A 16,708-nucleotide genomic window follows, 5' to 3' on the forward strand; every position below is an offset into this window, starting at 1 on the left:
CACTATAGACTATTACTGTACTTCGCCTTCCCATGCAAGCATGCCACCAACCATATTTGTTACATCAAAGCCTTGGCTTTCTAAAAATTGTGTAGCACGACCACTGCGAGCACCTGATCGACAAACGATAATATATGGTTCATTTTTATTTAACTCGTGCATGCGAAACTCAAGTAAGCCAAGTGGCATATTCATTATTCCAGGAATATGTCCAGCCTGCACTTCGTCCACTTCACGAACGTCGATTATTTTTAACATCTGTCCATCTGCTAAAGCTTGTTGTACTTCTTTTGCTGAAATTTCCTTCACAATAGTTTCCTCCTAATAGGCGCTCATGCCACCACGGACATTTGTTACGCGCTCATATCCTAGTTTTTTCAATTGCTTACACGCCTGACTACTACGCATACCACTCTGACAAATAACGACAACTTCTTTATCCTTCGGTATTTTATCAAAGCTAGAGCCTAACGGAATATTTTTGAATTGTGGGATGTTGCGACCTTTGTATTCAGCTGGCGTTCGCACATCGATGAATACTTTATCTTTATCATTCAGCACATTTTTTAATTGAGCTGTTGATATGGACTGCACTCCTTTTGCTGGCTTCATACGCCAAACTAAAAACCCAATTACAATAGCGATCATAATCCATGCTTCCAAGTATCACTACCTCCTATCTATATACTATAAAGGGTATAATAAATTTATCTACTTTTTACGACCAAATCCATCGCTTCTTGGATGGCACTATTCATTTTCTCTGAATCCCCATCAGCAGTCGCAACACAATTCAGCAAGTTCTCACTGACAATAACACCTATCGTCCGATCAACTGCAGAACGCACGGCAGATAGCTGTGTAATGACATCTTTACAGCTTTGTTCTTCTTCCATCATGCGTAAAATCCCACAATTCTACCTTCCATTCGTTTTACACGATTTGCTGTTTTAGCATCGTACGCCATTATGTGTACGCCTCCCTTCGAATTAAGTGATTCATCTTGCTTACGTGTTTTATAATATACCCCATTAGGTATAATGTCAACATGAAAGATCTATTTTTTTCTTAAAGCGCTTTACATATAGATTTCATAACGCATGACATAAAAAAACTCTGTTACAAGTGCGTAAAATGCAGCTTATAACAGAGTTCATTATAATTTTAGTTTGCTAATTGCATGGCAGGTCCAAAGAATTCATAGTGAATTTTTTCATCTTTAATACCAATTTCATGGAGATTTTTAATAACTGCCTCCATAAAACCAACAGGACCACAGATATAAACGTCCGTATTATGTGGAATCTGTTCTGCCAATAGTTCTTTCGTCAATAACTTATCCTCATCCGAATAAAGGGCTGTGTAGGATGCATTCGGAAGAGTATTTACTTTAGCTTGGATGTCATCACTAAATGCTACTACTTTTTCATTACGTGCACATTGGATAAAATGCACTTCATTCACTGCATCATCCTTTAAAGATTGTAGCATACTGTTTAATGGTGTTACGCCGATTCCTCCACTAACAAATGTAATTGGAGCTGCAGTTTCTTCTAATACAAATAAACCTGCTGGCACACTTACATCTACTAAATCTCCAACTTGTAACACATCGTGAATAAAGTTAGATACTTTACCATTTGGTGTATGATCGCTTTCACGTTTTACTGAAATACGGTAGCCATCCTCAGCACTCGCTTGTGAAAGTGTATATTGGCGGTTTAATAAATATTCTTCCCCTGGTACTTTGACACAAATGCTAATATATTGCCCTGGTTCATATGCTGGAAGTGGCGATCCATCTTCATTCACAAAGTAAATAGAAGTAACAAGGTCACTTTCAACTTCTTTTTTTACTTTCAGTGGTTTAAACAAACGCCATCCACCATTATTTTCAGCTTTTTGATAAAGATCTTCTTCTACCTGAATGAAAACATCCGCAATAACGCCATATGCTTCAGCCCATGCGTTGATAATATCATCTGTTGCCGCGTCACCAAGCACTTCTTTAATTGCTTTTAGTAGATGTTCCCTACAATCGGGTAATGCTCTGGTAAAATTCCTAAACTACGATGTTTATGAGCAATTAACATAACGGCTGGTAAAATCGCTTCTAAATTTTCAATATGAACTGCTGCTGCATACACGGTATTTGCTAATGCAGTTTGTTGACGGCCTTTTTCTTGGTTTGTGTGGTTAAAAATATTCAATAATTCTGATGAGCTTGAAACATATTTTTATAAAACGTCTTAGTAATTTCTACCCCATGAACTTCTAATACGGGCACTGTTGCTTTAATAATTTGTACTGTTTCTTGTTTTAACATATCGCATACCATCCTTTCGTGATTACAATATAACGCTTACAATTCATTAAAGCAATATATAAAATACATCTTTAACAAAATAGACAAATTTGATGTATTTGAAATACATGTTTTAAAAAAGTACTGATTTACAATAATTTAAGGTAAAAATGCTATAATTATTGAAGTGAATTACAGAAAGTAGGGTGTTCCAATGCGATTAACTTTATACACAGATTACTCCCTTCGAACACTCATTTATCTAGGTGCGAAGGAAGACGGTCAACTATCAACCATTCAAGAAATTTCAGATGCCTATAATATATCAAAAAACCATTTAATGAAGGTGACACACCAATTAGGACTGCTTGGTTACATCGAAACGATTCGCGGTCGAGGTGGCGGTATCCGTTTAGCAATCGATCCAAAGTCCATTACGATTGGTGAAATTGTACGCCATACAGAAGAGGATTTTCATCTTGTTGAGTGTTTCGACAAAGAAAACAACTTGTGTAAAATTGCACCTGAATGCCAGTTAAAAGGTGTCCTCTATGAGGCATTACAAGCATATATGGCTGTCCTTGATCGCTATTCTCTTGACGATTTTTTACACTCCAAAGAAAAGTTAATGGCCTTGTTATTTGGTAAATAAAAATACCCGCTCAACAATTGTTGGTCGGGTATTTCTTTATGACAGCCTTATTCTAGACATTGCCTGTTATAATGCTTTTGAAAAGACAATCATATCTAATGCTCGTATGCCATTTTCATAAATGGGTTCAGGATACTTACTGAAAAAATTCTTTTCGATGGTATCCATCCTGAAGCCTGATTTTTGATAAAACGCAATATTGTCAATACTAGAATTTGCTGTGCCAACTAAAATATTTTCATATCCTTGTCCTTTACAAAGGGCAAAAATTTTGTTCAAAGCTTCCTTCCCAATGCCTTTGCCCTGAAATGCTTCCACAACCGCTATATTTTTCAACTCAATTGTTGCGCCTGACTGTGGAATAAGCAAGGCTGTGCCTGCCAATTTTTCACCGCATTTAATGGTGTAAAGTTCACCATCATTCATATATTGGCGAACGGCCATTTCACTTTCATCCGCTAGTAATAAATATGGTAAGTAGCTTTCTCGGCTACCTTCCACTTTTTCTATTGTTGTATAATAACGTACAAAATCCACACGTTCAAAAACGTTTAATACGCAAGGTTGCTTTTCCTTCACTTCTAACCAAGAATGTTCCTGCGGAAACTCTTTTTCTACACCTAGACGAATAAAAGGCAACTTTTCCTGTGCCTTTTGTGAGCGAATATTGATCTTTCTAGCTCCTGCGAAAACGCGTTCAAGCCCTAAATCAAAAAAAGCAATTTCTAAATTGGCCTTTTTCGCTTCCTCATTGTAGCCTTTTCCCCAAAACTCATATCCTAGCCATGACCCTATGTGACAACACTTATTTATATGGTCTATAAACATCAATGCTGTGACACCAATGAGTCGACCTTCCTCATTTAGCACAACACGAGGAACAGTCTTTCCTTCTTCCTCGTCTACACATTCACGTTTGATAAAATTAATGGTATCTTCCACTTTCCCAGCAGGTAACCCAAGCGCATCCCGAACCTGTGGCATTGAAGACAATGCATGCATTGCTTCAGCATATTTTATGTCATGCTTTACTAAAGTTACTGCCATATTCTTTTCTCCTTTTACGTATTTAGGTTTTACTATGCCAAACATGCATTGGACTTTTTGCTATATCCTCTACTGGCATATGAATCATGCGAAACACACGCTCTTCATTAATTTTCTGCAAATCTGCATAAACCTCACTTGAGCGACTTAAACCAACTGCCATTGCATCAGCTAGTGAATTAGCATAATAAGCCTTGTCGACACCCGCCATTGCCATTGCACCGAAGCACATCGGACAAGGTGCCCCACTTGCATACATAACCGTGCCTCGCAAATCGATAGAACCGAGTTTTTCTTGTGCACGTCTTAAGGCAAGTAGCTCAGCATGACCTGTACTATCCGGTCGCAAATGCAGTTCATTGACGCCTTCCCCAATGATTTCATCGCCCTTTACCAAGACAGCTCCAAATGGCTGACCGCCTTGTGCTATATTTTGAAGAGCAAGCTCGACTGCTCGCTCCATCCATTGATTCATATATACTCCCCCTGATATTTAATTATACGTAAGTTGCCACGATACACCGAAACGATCCTGAATCCAAGCAAACTGCTTAGAGAACCCATAGTTATTTAACGGCATTAACGCTTGTCCACCATCCACTATTTGTGCAACTAAACTTTCGATTTCTTCTATCGTCTCACACGTCAAAAAGATGGAAATTGCAGGGGTAAAGGAAAAAGCATGCTTGATTGAACTGTCATTCATCATAATTTTCAGACCTTTTAAATCGATTTCAGCCATTGCAACCTGTTGTGTGTCCTCCACATAAGTCAAGTTTTCAATTATTAACTCTGGGAACCATTGCTTATATTGCAAAATAGCTTCATGCGCTTGTCCTTGGAACATTAAAAATGTAGTAGCACTTTTCATATATTCAACTCTCCCTCATATCTATTAACCCATTGTGCAGGGGTCATTTTGGAAACAAGTTCTCCAATTAAATCATATGGAATATTTTTTGTACTCGTAAAACGAATACAGCTTTTCCCCATATTTAGCTTAGTTGGTACACGCTTTGCATACTCCTCTTGAAACCAAGATAATAAAGCATTATCTGCATAAATACCCATATGGTAAACTGCTATATGTCGCTTTTGCGCTGCTAAGCTAATAAATGGTAGTGGTGTATTAGGTGTTACATGATAACCTTTAGGATATGACGATAACGGCACTACATAACTAATCATGTCGTAAGTCATTGTTTGTTCAAAGCCATCAGGAATATTCGTTGCTACTACGTCCGCAAGCTTTGCAAAGCTATCTCGCCATTTTTCATCTACTTGTTCGATATATGCATGCATGAAATTCCCCCACTTTTCAATATTTTGCTTCTAGAATGAATTAAAAATATTCCTTAATAGTAGTATGAAGATTATTAGTTGGCAATAGTGACAGTGTCATTGCTACAACAATCGACAAAAGTTTTACAGCATATAGCTTTTACCCCGAGAACCTTATGCTCAACCCTTTGCCTTCCGGTTGTGTTCTTTCGTATAAAACTAGCCCTTGTGATTTCATGCATCTCCGCTAAACGAGCTAGCTGTGACTCTTGTTTTTTCGCACTCTAAATGTATCGTGCCCAATCTTTTTGATATCCTGACGTTTGCGCGTCTTAAACAGCAACATCATTTGGATTTTCTATCAGTATAGCGCGTAATAAAGGGACCATACATTCATAGTCGCTTACACATTAGCTACTTGCTGTTTTAATGCTAACAATAAAAATGTATCAACCAATGACATAAGTCTTAATTTACCCTAAATTTATCACAAAGTATTTAAATTAACTTCAATTGTCCAAAATATATACAAAAAAACGCTTGGATCAATTCTCCAAGCGCTTTGTTCTTTCTTTTCTTATCTTCCTGCTTGCATTGCATAGTTCCTATAAACCATGCCGTTTGTTTTCTTCATCCCAAATTTTTCATAGTATGGTACAAGGTCATCATCACAGCATAAATCAATCATATAAATCTCATCCAATTCTTTTAGCATTCGACTTACTAATTCCTTACCTATACCTTTATTTTTGTATTGAGGTAATACTTCCAATAATGGAACATAGGCAGATAATACACCATCACTTATCGCCGTAATAAATCCTATTACTTCATTTGTATCCTCATCAATCGCCAAAACTATTTTGCTGCTATTCTCCAACAATCGTAAATGTGTTTGGGGATTAGGTGGATTCACCTAGTCTACAAAAAAACCATTTAACATATTTGCAGATATACCTTTGAGTGAATTCTTATAAATCATTTTCTCAACTCCTAATATTTTTACTATTAGATAGCTGCAAAAAATCAATAGAACAGTAACAAGCTATTACCTCCCATATTTATAATTAATCCGTGCACTATTTATTTAATCTTTGAAGAAGCAATTAGACCTTTCAAAATCGGGATACCTGTACCAATTAGCACCACTGGCAAGAACCACCAGCCTAATCCTTCGATCTTTCCTAATGCAACAAGTACTATTTCACAAGAAATGATTGCAAATAAAATTAAACAAAAGTTTTTTACTTCATTGCATAATCTACGACTATTTAAATAAAATGCCTCAACGTTGCGCTCATTTAATCGGGCTGGATAATTATGCATATGTGGCGCTAGAAGCCCTAAAAATATCCACATAAAAATTCCGATACCTGGTAAAATTAATACTTCTATTTTCGAACCCCATCGGTCAACCTCGCCCTTAGCATTAAAATGTGCAGGTATTTCTCCTGGTAAATTACCCCATTGTAAAATAATAAATAGGATGGATACAGTAAATAACCCGCTACCAATAACGTCCAAACATTTTTCATACTTTGTTTTTGGTAATGTTAAGATTGGTCGATACATTGTCCCACATCCTTGGTTAACGTTTATGGTATGTATACGGTTGTTTCAACTTTTTAGTTTCAATTATTTATATGAAAAACATTACAGCTTAATACCATTCACTGTATTTTCATTCACTACTGACACAAAATAATACATAAATCTCCGCTTTAAGTAGTATAATCTATAACTTAATTCCCTCTTTATTTCATATTTTTTACTATGAATAAACTCATATTGCTTTTTAAAATCCATATAATCTGATATAAATGGTATATATACATATTTCACCTTTTTGTAACATTTCTACTAAAATTACTAGGAAAGGACTTTTCAAACATGCGATTTACGATTTATAAAAAATTAATTCTCGGTTTTTTTATAGTTATATTAGTTTTAATAGGCACGATTGCGCTAAATTTTAAACAGCTTAATTCTGTAAATGGCACTTATCAAGATTTACTCGAAGAACAAACTAAAAAGTCTATTAGTATACAAGAACTAAGAGTACTTGCAAAACAAGAAATAGTTAGTATGCGTGGATACCTTCTACTTGGCGATAAACAAAATCGTGAAGGTAATAAATCCGCTCGTGAAGAATTTAAAACAAAATCAGAAAGTTTAATGGCTACACTAGAGTCCAAAAAATCAATTGAACTGTTAGAAGCCGTCAATAAAAGTGAGCAAAATGTTCAGCAATTTGCCGATCGAATGTTTTCATTAAAAGATGCTGGTGAAACCGAACAATATGAAAAATTAGATAGCACACAAGGACGTCTTATTTTAAAACAATTTGATGAGCGCGTTGAAAACCTTGCCAATTACCAAAGTGAAGCTGTAGAAGCCAAAATAACTGCTACTTCCAATGAGATTGATGGCATTAAGATGCAAATGATTTTGCTTGGCATATTTGCCGTACTTATTAGTCTGATAATTGCAATGATTATGGGAACAATTATTTCTCGTCCTATTAAAGGTATGGCAAAGGCAGCACAAAAGATTGCTGAAGGTGATTTAACGGCTGAGCAAATTCGCATTAAAAATCGTGATGAAGTTGGTGATTTAGCATTAGCCTTTAATCAAATGGCTCAAAATTTAAAGAACTTGATTACCAATGTCAGTCAAAATACGATGCAAGTAAGTGCCTCTGCGGCTGAATTAACAGCTAGCGCAGATCAAACTATTCAAGCGACTGAACAAATTACTTCCGCTATGCAAGAAGTGGCAAGCGGCTCTGAAGCCCAAGGAAAAAATGCAACTGAAAGCTCGCAAGCTATGAAAAACATGACGAATGGCATTCAACAACTAGCATCGACAACTGCTGCTGTTTCTGAATTGGCAATTGAAACCAATACTGAGGCAAACAAAGGGAATGATTCGCTTCAGCGTGTTATTTCTCAAATGGATACAATTAATACAGCTGTCTTGGAGTCTGCTACTGTTGTCAAAAAACTAGGAAATCATTCTGTAGAAATTGGCAATATCATTAGCATTATTACTGATATCGCTGAGCAAACTAATTTACTAGCGTTGAATGCTGCTATTGAAGCAGCTCGAGCTGGCGATCATGGTCGCGGCTTTGCAGTTGTTGCTGATGAAGTAAAAAAATTAGCTGAGCAATCGAAGAACTCTGCTGAACAGATTGCCGGTTTAATTTCTGAAATTCAACAGGAAACAAATCGTGCTGTCACTGTGATGGATACTGGTACACAAGAAGTTCAAGTTGGGATGAAGGTTGTTAAAGTGGCAGAGGAAGGCTTTTCAAAAATCGTTGACCTTATTGAGCAAGTTTCCAAACAAATACAAGAAGCAACAACTGTTTCAGAGGAAATGTCCTCAAGTGCTGAACAAATTTACGCATCCTTTGATGACATTGCAACAATTGCCCAAACGTCATCTTCGAACTTGCAAAATGTTGCTTCTGCTTCAGAAGAACAACTCGCAACAATCGAAGAGGTTGCAGCTTCTGCCGCTACTTTATCGACAATGGCAGAAGAATTACAATCACAAGTTTCCAAATTTAAAGTTCAATAGCAAAATTGTGTGGGTGACTGGCACCCACACAATAAGCCGCAACTGTCGCTGTCGCGCCGTTTGTTGCGGCTTTTTTGTGTCCTATTCAGTGACTGGCACTCAAACAATTTAACCGTTGGATCATTTCAATTACTGCTGTTTCTTCACTTGGCACTTGTAATGTTGCAAGCTGGCTTACCTCATGCGCTCCAACACAAACACTGTCTAATGCTTTTGCAAACATGGAGGCATCATTTGCATCATTGCCAAAGGCGATAAACTGATTTTGTTCTACGCCTAATTTCTCCAAGCCTGTCCACTTATTAATTCCGCTTGGGCTTATATCTATTATGTTTTCGGATGCATGTTCATATATCGAAATCGGTAGCTTTTGTAGCTGCGTTAATATTTCTAAGTGATGTGCACCAGGGAATAATACAATTTTCACGATGTCCTTTAGCTCTTGCAATGTCACTTGCTTTGCTAGCTTGAGTGGATCTAAATTTTGATAGATTGGATGTGTCTCACTACCTGTAAAGGCATAATCCCAATCACCGTCCACTAAATAAGCTAATTGATAAGCCGTTATAATATGCTTAATGTCTTCAACAATTTGTCCCTCGAATGCTACTATCTCTTTTATGGCCCCATTGACTGCAACAAATGCTCCATTACCTCCAACCATCGAAAATTGATGCATCGACTCGGGCAATATTGGTAACAAATCTCGAATCGGACGAGCAGAGGCAAAAATTACTTCATGTCCATTCTGTAGACAACTCTCTAATGCAGCTATAATACCAGCACTCAAAGGCTGACCTTTAAAACAAATCGTGCCATCTAAATCAAATACAAATTTCATTGTTTTACCTACTTTCGATGTATATAAAATCCCCCATATTATCTCATAAAATATACCTTTATTTGTTAAAAATAGTGTGTGAAAATCCGTTGATTCAAAACCTATTAGTACATTTTGTCTTTAAAACAGAAAACAAATAATTTTTAGAATATTGTTGACATACTGAAAATATCCACGTATTATAACTCTCAACAACACATTGTAAGCAAAGATTGGAAGTAGTAGAAATGCTCGTGTACTTATAGAGAGCCGGTGGTTGGTGAAAATCGGTAGACACACATTTTGAACTCATCCATGAGCTACTCCCTGAACCTCATCGAATAAGGCATACGATGCTTAGTAAGTTAAATGCCGGTTTCAACGTAAGGGATGTCGGTTTCCACCGTTATTGGGATAGACAGTGATAGCTGTCGATAAGGGGACTTTTTCTTGAAAGAAAAGGTCAATTAGAGTGGTACCGCGAGCAATAACTCGTCTCTATATTTTGATATAGAGGCGGGTTTTTTTATTTTTTTCATTAATTACAACAAAAGGAGTGTTTGAAAATGGGAAGAAAAATTTGGGTGTTTGATACAACTTTACGTGATGGCGAGCAAGTGCCAGGGGCAAAACTAAACTTATACGAAAAAGTAGAGATTGCACAGCAACTCAAAAAATTAGGCGTCGATATTATCGAAGCTGGTTTCCCTGCTTCATCACAAGGTGACTTTGATGCTGTAAAAGCTGTCGCACAAAAGGTCGGCAATACGAATGACATTATGATTACAGCTTTAGCACGAGCAGTACAGGCTGATATTGATTCGGTATACAACGCTGTAAAATATGCTGAAAATCCAATGATTCATATGGTACTTGGCACTTCTGATATCCATGTTGAAAAGAAATTCAGTAAATCGAAAGATCAAATATTACAAATTGGCGTAGATGCTGTGAAATATGCAAAAACACTTTTACCACAAGTGCAGTATTCAACAGAGGATGCTTCTCGCTCAGAATTTGAATACCTATGGAAAACAATTGAGGCAGTGATGAAGGCTGGCGCAACGATGATTAACGTGCCGGACACTGTTGGATTTGCTGAACCTGAGGAATTTGGCGCTATGATTTACAAGCTGAATGACCGCATGAAAAATCTAAATGACAGTGTTTTACTAAGTGTCCACTGTCATAATGACCTTGGAATGGCAACAGCTAACACACTTGCTGCTATTAAAAACGGGGCAGACAAAGTCGAATGTACCATCAATGGTATCGGAGAACGTGCAGGAAATGCCGCACTCGAAGAAGTTGTCATGGCATTGAAAACACGCAGCTCTATCTACAATGCAACTACGCGCATTAACACAAAAGAAATTATGAACACATCACGCCTTGTTTCTAGCTTTATGGGCTTAGATGTACAAGTGAACAAAGCCATTACTGGAGACAATGCATTTGCCCACTCTTCAGGTATTCATCAAGATGGTCTGCTTAAATCTCGCGATGCCTATGAAATTGTCCATCCCGAAGATGTAGGTCTGGATGATATGGAACTTGTTTTAACGGCTCGTTCAGGACGCCATGCAGTAAAAAATGCACTGGAGAAGTTAGGCTTTTCAAATCTAGCGAATGAAGAATTTGAAGGTATCTTTGACGGCTTCCTAAAATTAGCTGATGCTAAAAAAGAAGTTTACGACCACGACTTATATGTCATTGTAGAAAGTTATTATGAAAAGCATGACGCAAATCATGCCAATGCGACTCATTATAGTGAGCAATTTTTTGACATTGTCGATTTACAAGTCGTCAGCAATGCAAGCTTCCCTTCTGCTAGTGTAAAAATTCGCAAAGGTGGCGAAGTATTAAAAGCTAGTGCAGTCGGTTCAGGCCCGATTGACGCCTTGTATTCTGCCATTGCAGATATTGTACAAATAGATGTAAAACTTGTGGAATATAATATTAACAGCGTATCTCGTGGTAAAGAAGCGCTTGGTAAAGTAAAAATTACAATTGAACACGAAGGCGCGAAATATATTGCAAAAGCGGCAGATACAGATATTTTAAAAGCAAGTGCAATGGCTTATATCAATGCTATCAACAGCATTGTTGTAGCGAACCTAACACCCGTTACGAACTAAATTGTTTAGGTGTCAGGCACTCATACAATTCTCATACAATTCACATATGTTTTAAAGAAAAATCCGTGGAGACTTCAGTGGAATCCGCACAGAACATAAGCCGCCATAACCGCGCATTAGCGAGGATATGGCGGCTTATCGTGTGCCCGCGGAAAGTACAGTGCCAGTCACTCATACAATTCCAGTCACTTAAACAATTTTATTGACTGTCATTTACTAACTTTTGGTATTCTTCTTCAATTAGCCCTACATCAAGCCGTTCAAATAACGGTGTTACTTCGGTAATGCTTTTAGGTAGCTCTACTTGCTCATGCCACAGCAATTCGGTTATGCCTAACATGTTCCGAATTTTCTCTGTAGAGAACGGTAAAAATGGCTGTAGTACTTGACCTAAATTTGCAATCATATAAACACATGTTGCGAGCGTTTGATGGCAATCTTCCAAATTGTCCTTTACTTGTAACCATGGTTGCTGTTCGTCAAAATAGCGGTTGGCTGCGCGAATATATGCAAAAATCCCCTCTAACGCTTGTTTAAAATGCCCCGCTTCAATCGCCACACCGACATCACTAAACAATTGAATCGTTTGTTTCCTTACAGACCCATCGACATCCATCTGAGGCACTTGACCATCAAATGACTTCTCAATAAACTTCAACGTGCGATTGACAAAGTTGCCGTAAGCTCCTAGCAATTCTCCATTGTGACTATAAATAAATTCTCGCCAAGAAAAATCAGTATCTCGGTTTTCCGGCGCATTCATTGTTAAAAAATATCGTATCGAATCTGCATCATAGCGACTTAAAATATATGGCACCCACAAGGCCCAATTTTGACTCGTAGATAATTTTCGTTTTTCCAATGTTAAATATTCATTTGAGACAATATGTGTTGGCAATGCTTTTGCCCCAATCCCCATCAAAATCGCTGGCCAAATAACTGTATGGAATGGAATATTATCTTTGCCATGCACATAGTAAGCAATGGTTTCTTCATTCCACAAATCTTCAAGTGCTCTATTGTGTTGTTTTGCCCATTCCATACTAGCTGTTAAATATCCTGCTACCGCTTCAATCCACACATAAATTTTCTTTCCTTCAAAGCCTGGAACGGGTACGTCAACTCCGTTCGGTAAATCACGGGTAACAGCACGATCTGGTACGCCTTCCGCTAAGTAACGTTCAGTTAAGCCTAGTGCATTGTCTCGCCAGCGTTTATCTGCTTTGGCTTCAGCTAAAAACGTTTCAAGTCTTCCTTGAAATTGACTAAAAGTAAAATAAAAATGTTCTGTTTCTCGGATAACAGGCTCATTGCCACAAATTTTGCAACGCTTATCGATTAATTCGAGTGGATCTAAAATTTGTGAACAATTATCACATTGATCTCCACGTGCCTTCGCTCCGCAATTTGGACAAATACCTTCTACAAAGCGATCAGGTAAAAACTGCTTATCCGTTTCACAATAAGTATGTTCAATCTTCTTTTTGTATAAATAATTATTTGCTAGCAGTTGTAAAAAAATAGACTGTACCGCATCATGGTGGTGCTTTGCATCCGTTCTTGTATACAAATCATACGTAAATCCTAAGTCATGAAAACATTGTGTAAATTCGTTATGGTAATGGTTTGCGATTGCTTCTGTCGTCGTATTTTCCTGTGCAGCTCGAATTGAAATCGGCGTACCATTACAATCACTTCCTGAAACATACAATACTTGCTCACCTTTTTGTCGGTAATATCTAGCCAAAATATCACCTGGTAATAATGCAGCGATATGCCCTAAATGCAATGAACCATTCGCGTAAGGCCACGCTCCTCCAATTACAATTGTCATCTTAAGTTACTCCCCTCAATCTTCCAAATTTCTTGTTATGCGGATAACATGTTTTTCCTATCTTCATTCGTCCCTTATTAGAATTTTCTCCTAATTTTTAATAGCTAACGCTTTTTGAAGATAAAAAAAACGCCCTAATCATGACTGATTAGGACGAGTATACCCGTGTTACCACCTATATTTACAAATAGCTTACACTATTTGCCTTAATCAGTACGTCTTGCATTTATATAAGAGATACTGCCGCTGTTGTAACGAGTGCCCACCTCGTCGTAATCTACTCGCAAAAAGCTTTCGGTACGAAGCTCAAAGGTCATTTTCAAAAGGGTTCATTTACCTCATTTCCACCAACAGAGGCTCTCTATTAAATGCTTGTCCAATTTACTTTTCCTTCTCAACGCTTTTATTATAGTTTGGCACTATTTTACTCTTTCCCCTTATGGAATGCAACGTAAACATTACGAGCTTGCTATAGATGGATGAAGAACAATGATACATTTTTATAAAATAGTCGCTAGTGCAGATGGTATTTCCTGTAGATTATCTATCACAATATGTGCCTTTTGTAACTCGGATTCTTGAGCAAAATCAAAGCGTACACCAATTGAAAATAGCTGATTATCTCGTGCTGCTTGGATATCCGACGAACGATCTCCGACAACAGTGCCAGCTTGAATGGCGTTTGCTTCGATTACACTTCTTACTAAATCAGATTTATGACCACTTGGAATAGATTGAATACTATATGTTCCTTCTATAAAACGGTTCAGCTTATATGTTTCAACAATTGCTTGCAAGTACTCTTTTTGTCCGTTGCTCGCTATGTATAAATGATAGTCGTTTGCTAAAGTAGCGAGTGTTTGCTCTGCATTTGGATACAATGCGCCTTTGCCGTTTCGTATTAGCTCGATAAGCTTTTCATGAAATAAAACATTACTAGCTTCACGCACCTCTAATGTGTGCATAGGGCATAATGTTTCCCATACAACAGGCAATGTAACCCCCATAATTTCACGATATTGGGCAATGGGTGTCTCCCCCTGCCATAATCCCTTTGTACGTAGCACATCGAATGTCGCAGAAAGAGCCGGCTCTAAAATAAGATTTGTTTGAAATAATGTGCCATCCATATCAAAAATAATTGCTTTTTTCATATTACCACTCCTTTTTTAATCATTGAAAAACTCCATATGCGGTTTTTCTTTTTTATAGTAAGCTAAGCGATCCTGCAAAGTACCTGTATGGAATTCAAATTTATGACCATCGGGATCAGTGAAATAGATAGATTGTTTATCTTGCTCATCTCTTACCCTACCCTCTAAAATATTGACTTTATAATGTACAAGCTTTTCATAGATCGTATCGAAATCTTTTGCATCGATAGAGAAAGCAATATGTGTATAGGATTGGTGAATTTCGTTACGTGGAATATCCGCTTCCTCATTTAACGCAAGCCATAGCCCATTTACATCAAAATAGGCTGTGCTTCTCCCTTTCACCAAAAGCTTCGCATCAAAAATATTTTGGTAAAATGCTATAGATTGCGCTAGATCTGAAACAGAAAATAAAAAATGATTAATAGTTTGTATAGCCATAATACATCTCCTCAAACAATTAGATAGCAACTCCGCAGTCATTGCGAAGTTGCTCCTTAACGTTTCTCGACTATTTCTTTCCCTTCTTTAACCCTTTCGCAATTTGCTTCCATTTGCGTTGCTCATTCAGTTTTGCTTGCACATTCGTTTTCCGCTCAATAAAAGCAAGTTCTTTTTGCAATTTAAAATAGCTTTGTAAGCGTGATGGTTCAAGCGTTCCATCTAAAATGGCTTGCTGTACGGCGCAATGCGGCTCTTTATGGTGGGTGCAATCCCTGTAACGACATGCTGTCGCAAATTCTTCAATATCACGGAAACTAGAAGATAGACTTTCACTTTGATCCCATAATTGCAATTCACGCATCCCTGGCGTATCAATTAAGCAACCGCCACTCGGCAGTACAATTAATTCCCGATGTGTTGTTGTATGGCGACCTTTCGCATCATCTTCCCGTATAGCTGAAACTTTCATAAGCTCTTCTCCATTTAATGCATTCATTAAAGTAGATTTTCCCGCACCCGATGAACCGAGCAGTGCACCCGTCACCCCGTCCGTAAAGAGCATGCGAATAGCTTCTATCCCTTCACCTGAACGTGCACTAGTAACAAAAATATCTACTCCAAATGCGACCTGCTCAACCTCACGTACCATGCTCGGTATATCCTCACATAAATAGGCCTTGGTCAGTACAACTACCGGCTTAGCCCCTGAATCCCAAGCGGCTACTAAATAGCGTTCTAAACGGCGAATATTAAAATCGGCATTTAAACTCATGACAAGAAGAACGATATCCACATTTGACGCGACAATTTGTTCTTTAATTTCTAATCCTGCAACCTTGCGAGAAAAAACGGACTTGCGGGTAAATAATTTATGAATAATTGCCTTTTCTTCTCCCGCCATCTTCTCCACTAGTACCCAATCCCCAACTGCTGGATAGTCTTCTCTCGCGAGCGATGTATACGCATAATGCCCAGCGATGGTCGCTAACCATTCTCCATCTTCAGCTAACACACGGTATGAATGTTTATGCTCCAAAGCAACCCTTGCAGGTACGCAATTTGCTAACTTTGTTTGCTCTTTAAATGCAGTGTATTGCTCTTGAAAATATGTTGAAAAACCTAAAGTTGTTAAATTCAATTGTTATTCCTCCTAAATGTGTCTATCCATTACGCCTCTTAATGCGTTACAAACATAAAAAAACTTTGCAACTGCATTTCGGCAGTTACAAAGTTTCACAGGCACGTTTAAGGGAATACACAAATAGCCATTGCCACATCGTAGTATTTCACGCTACAAAGCAAGGTCAAATTGTATATTTTAGGCGTGTGAAATTGAACAAACCGAAATGCAGTTCGTTAAAAACGGCTCTATTCATCATGTCACATCACCTACTTCCAATTTAGATGTTTCCAATATATCTAATTTTTTCAAAATTGTCAAATTGATC

The 16,708-nt window shown here is 37.7% G+C and carries 15 protein-coding genes, 3 pseudogenes and 2 other annotated features; of the genes and pseudogenes, 3 read left to right on the forward strand and 15 right to left on the reverse strand.

The window, feature by feature from the left end; translation table 11 throughout:
• Window positions 1–12: 12 nt before the first annotated feature.
• The 4 genes and pseudogenes from LO754_RS21760 to hmpA form a co-directional block, all read right to left on the reverse strand.
• Window positions 13–309 carry a rhodanese-like domain-containing protein gene (locus tag LO754_RS21760; protein ID WP_231785241.1) on the reverse strand — a complete coding sequence of 99 codons (297 nt, stop codon included), beginning with the start codon at window positions 307–309 and terminating at the stop codon, window positions 13–15.
• A gap of 12 nt (window positions 310–321) precedes the next feature.
• On the reverse strand, window positions 322–663 hold the full coding sequence (locus LO754_RS21765) for a rhodanese-like domain-containing protein (RefSeq protein WP_024364588.1): 342 nt from the start codon (window positions 661–663) through the stop codon (window positions 322–324).
• 44 nt (window positions 664–707) lie between these two features.
• A pseudogene (locus LO754_RS21770) lies at window positions 708–967 on the reverse strand (metal-sensitive transcriptional regulator).
• Between the two features lie 197 nt (window positions 968–1,164).
• Window positions 1,165–2,326, reverse strand: a pseudogene (gene hmpA / locus LO754_RS21775) (NO-inducible flavohemoprotein).
• A 193-nt stretch (window positions 2,327–2,519) separates the two neighbouring features.
• Between hmpA and LO754_RS21780 the strand changes: the two are divergent.
• Window positions 2,520–2,957 (forward strand): RrF2 family transcriptional regulator, encoded by a 438-nt coding sequence (locus tag LO754_RS21780; protein WP_024364591.1) that lies wholly within the window; start codon window positions 2,520–2,522, stop codon window positions 2,955–2,957.
• Window positions 2,958–3,023: 66 nt separating this feature from the next.
• Here the strand turns inward: LO754_RS21780 and LO754_RS21785 are convergent, their stop codons facing one another.
• From LO754_RS21785 to LO754_RS21810, 6 genes and pseudogenes are all read right to left on the reverse strand, one after another.
• Window positions 3,024–4,004 (reverse strand): GNAT family N-acetyltransferase, encoded by a 981-nt coding sequence (locus LO754_RS21785; protein WP_231785242.1) that lies wholly within the window; start codon window positions 4,002–4,004, stop codon window positions 3,024–3,026.
• A gap of 22 nt (window positions 4,005–4,026) precedes the next feature.
• Window positions 4,027–4,479, reverse strand: coding sequence for a nucleoside deaminase (locus LO754_RS21790; protein WP_024364593.1), 453 nt, complete (start codon window positions 4,477–4,479; stop codon window positions 4,027–4,029).
• Window positions 4,480–4,497: 18 nt separating this feature from the next.
• The gene (locus LO754_RS21795; RefSeq protein WP_025220755.1) at window positions 4,498–4,875 is read right to left on the reverse strand and encodes a VOC family protein; all 378 of its coding nucleotides are present in this window, start codon (window positions 4,873–4,875) and stop codon (window positions 4,498–4,500) included.
• Window positions 4,872–5,306, reverse strand: coding sequence for a DUF1801 domain-containing protein (locus LO754_RS21800; protein ID WP_024364595.1), 435 nt, complete (start codon window positions 5,304–5,306; stop codon window positions 4,872–4,874). Before LO754_RS21800 ends, LO754_RS21795 begins: the two co-directional genes overlap by 4 nt.
• Before the next feature lie 556 nt (window positions 5,307–5,862).
• Window positions 5,863–6,267 (reverse strand): annotated as a pseudogene (locus tag LO754_RS21805) (GNAT family N-acetyltransferase).
• Between the two features lie 101 nt (window positions 6,268–6,368).
• Entirely contained in the window at window positions 6,369–6,857 is a 489-nt protein-coding gene (locus LO754_RS21810; RefSeq protein WP_231785243.1) for a DUF1648 domain-containing protein, read from the reverse strand.
• A gap of 318 nt (window positions 6,858–7,175) precedes the next feature.
• On the opposite strand from LO754_RS21810, the gene LO754_RS21815 reads away from it, so the two are divergent.
• A complete protein-coding gene (locus tag LO754_RS21815; RefSeq protein ID WP_024364598.1) occupies window positions 7,176–8,870 on the forward strand; it encodes a methyl-accepting chemotaxis protein in 1,695 nt (564 codons plus the stop codon).
• An 85-nt stretch (window positions 8,871–8,955) separates the two neighbouring features.
• Here the strand turns inward: LO754_RS21815 and LO754_RS21820 are convergent, their stop codons facing one another.
• Window positions 8,956–9,711: an HAD family hydrolase gene (locus LO754_RS21820; RefSeq protein ID WP_231785244.1), complete on the reverse strand. Its 756-nt coding sequence runs from the start codon at window positions 9,709–9,711 to the stop codon at window positions 8,956–8,958.
• Window positions 9,712–9,910: 199 nt separating this feature from the next.
• Window positions 9,911–10,193: a binding site (T-box leader), on the forward strand.
• Window positions 10,194–10,256: 63 nt separating this feature from the next.
• Between LO754_RS21820 and LO754_RS21825 the strand changes: the two genes are divergently transcribed.
• On the forward strand, window positions 10,257–11,828 hold the full coding sequence (locus LO754_RS21825) for a 2-isopropylmalate synthase (RefSeq protein ID WP_231785245.1): 1,572 nt from the start codon (window positions 10,257–10,259) through the stop codon (window positions 11,826–11,828).
• 199 nt (window positions 11,829–12,027) lie between these two features.
• Here the strand turns inward: LO754_RS21825 and metG are convergent, their stop codons facing one another.
• The 4 genes from metG to rsgA all read right to left on the reverse strand — a co-directional run bounded on the left by metG (window position 12,028) and on the right by rsgA (window position 16,398).
• Window positions 12,028–13,662 carry a methionine--tRNA ligase gene (metG, locus tag LO754_RS21830; protein WP_231785246.1) on the reverse strand — a complete coding sequence of 545 codons (1,635 nt, stop codon included), beginning with the start codon at window positions 13,660–13,662 and terminating at the stop codon, window positions 12,028–12,030.
• A 146-nt stretch (window positions 13,663–13,808) separates the two neighbouring features.
• Window positions 13,809–14,069, reverse strand: a binding site (T-box leader).
• A 93-nt stretch (window positions 14,070–14,162) separates the two neighbouring features.
• Window positions 14,163–14,816: an HAD hydrolase-like protein gene (locus tag LO754_RS21835; protein WP_108030797.1), complete on the reverse strand. Its 654-nt coding sequence runs from the start codon at window positions 14,814–14,816 to the stop codon at window positions 14,163–14,165.
• 15 nt (window positions 14,817–14,831) lie between these two features.
• The gene (fosM, locus tag LO754_RS21840; RefSeq protein ID WP_024364603.1) at window positions 14,832–15,257 is read right to left on the reverse strand and encodes a FosM family fosfomycin resistance protein; all 426 of its coding nucleotides are present in this window, start codon (window positions 15,255–15,257) and stop codon (window positions 14,832–14,834) included.
• Window positions 15,258–15,327: 70 nt separating this feature from the next.
• Window positions 15,328–16,398, reverse strand: coding sequence for a ribosome small subunit-dependent GTPase A (gene rsgA, locus LO754_RS21845; protein ID WP_231785247.1), 1,071 nt, complete (start codon window positions 16,396–16,398; stop codon window positions 15,328–15,330).
• Window positions 16,399–16,708: the final 310 nt, after the last annotated feature.

Origin of the sequence: Lysinibacillus sp. GJ-1, assembly GCF_021166035.1 — a bacterium.
GTDB lineage: Bacteria > Bacillota > Bacilli > Bacillales_A > Planococcaceae > Lysinibacillus > Lysinibacillus sphaericus.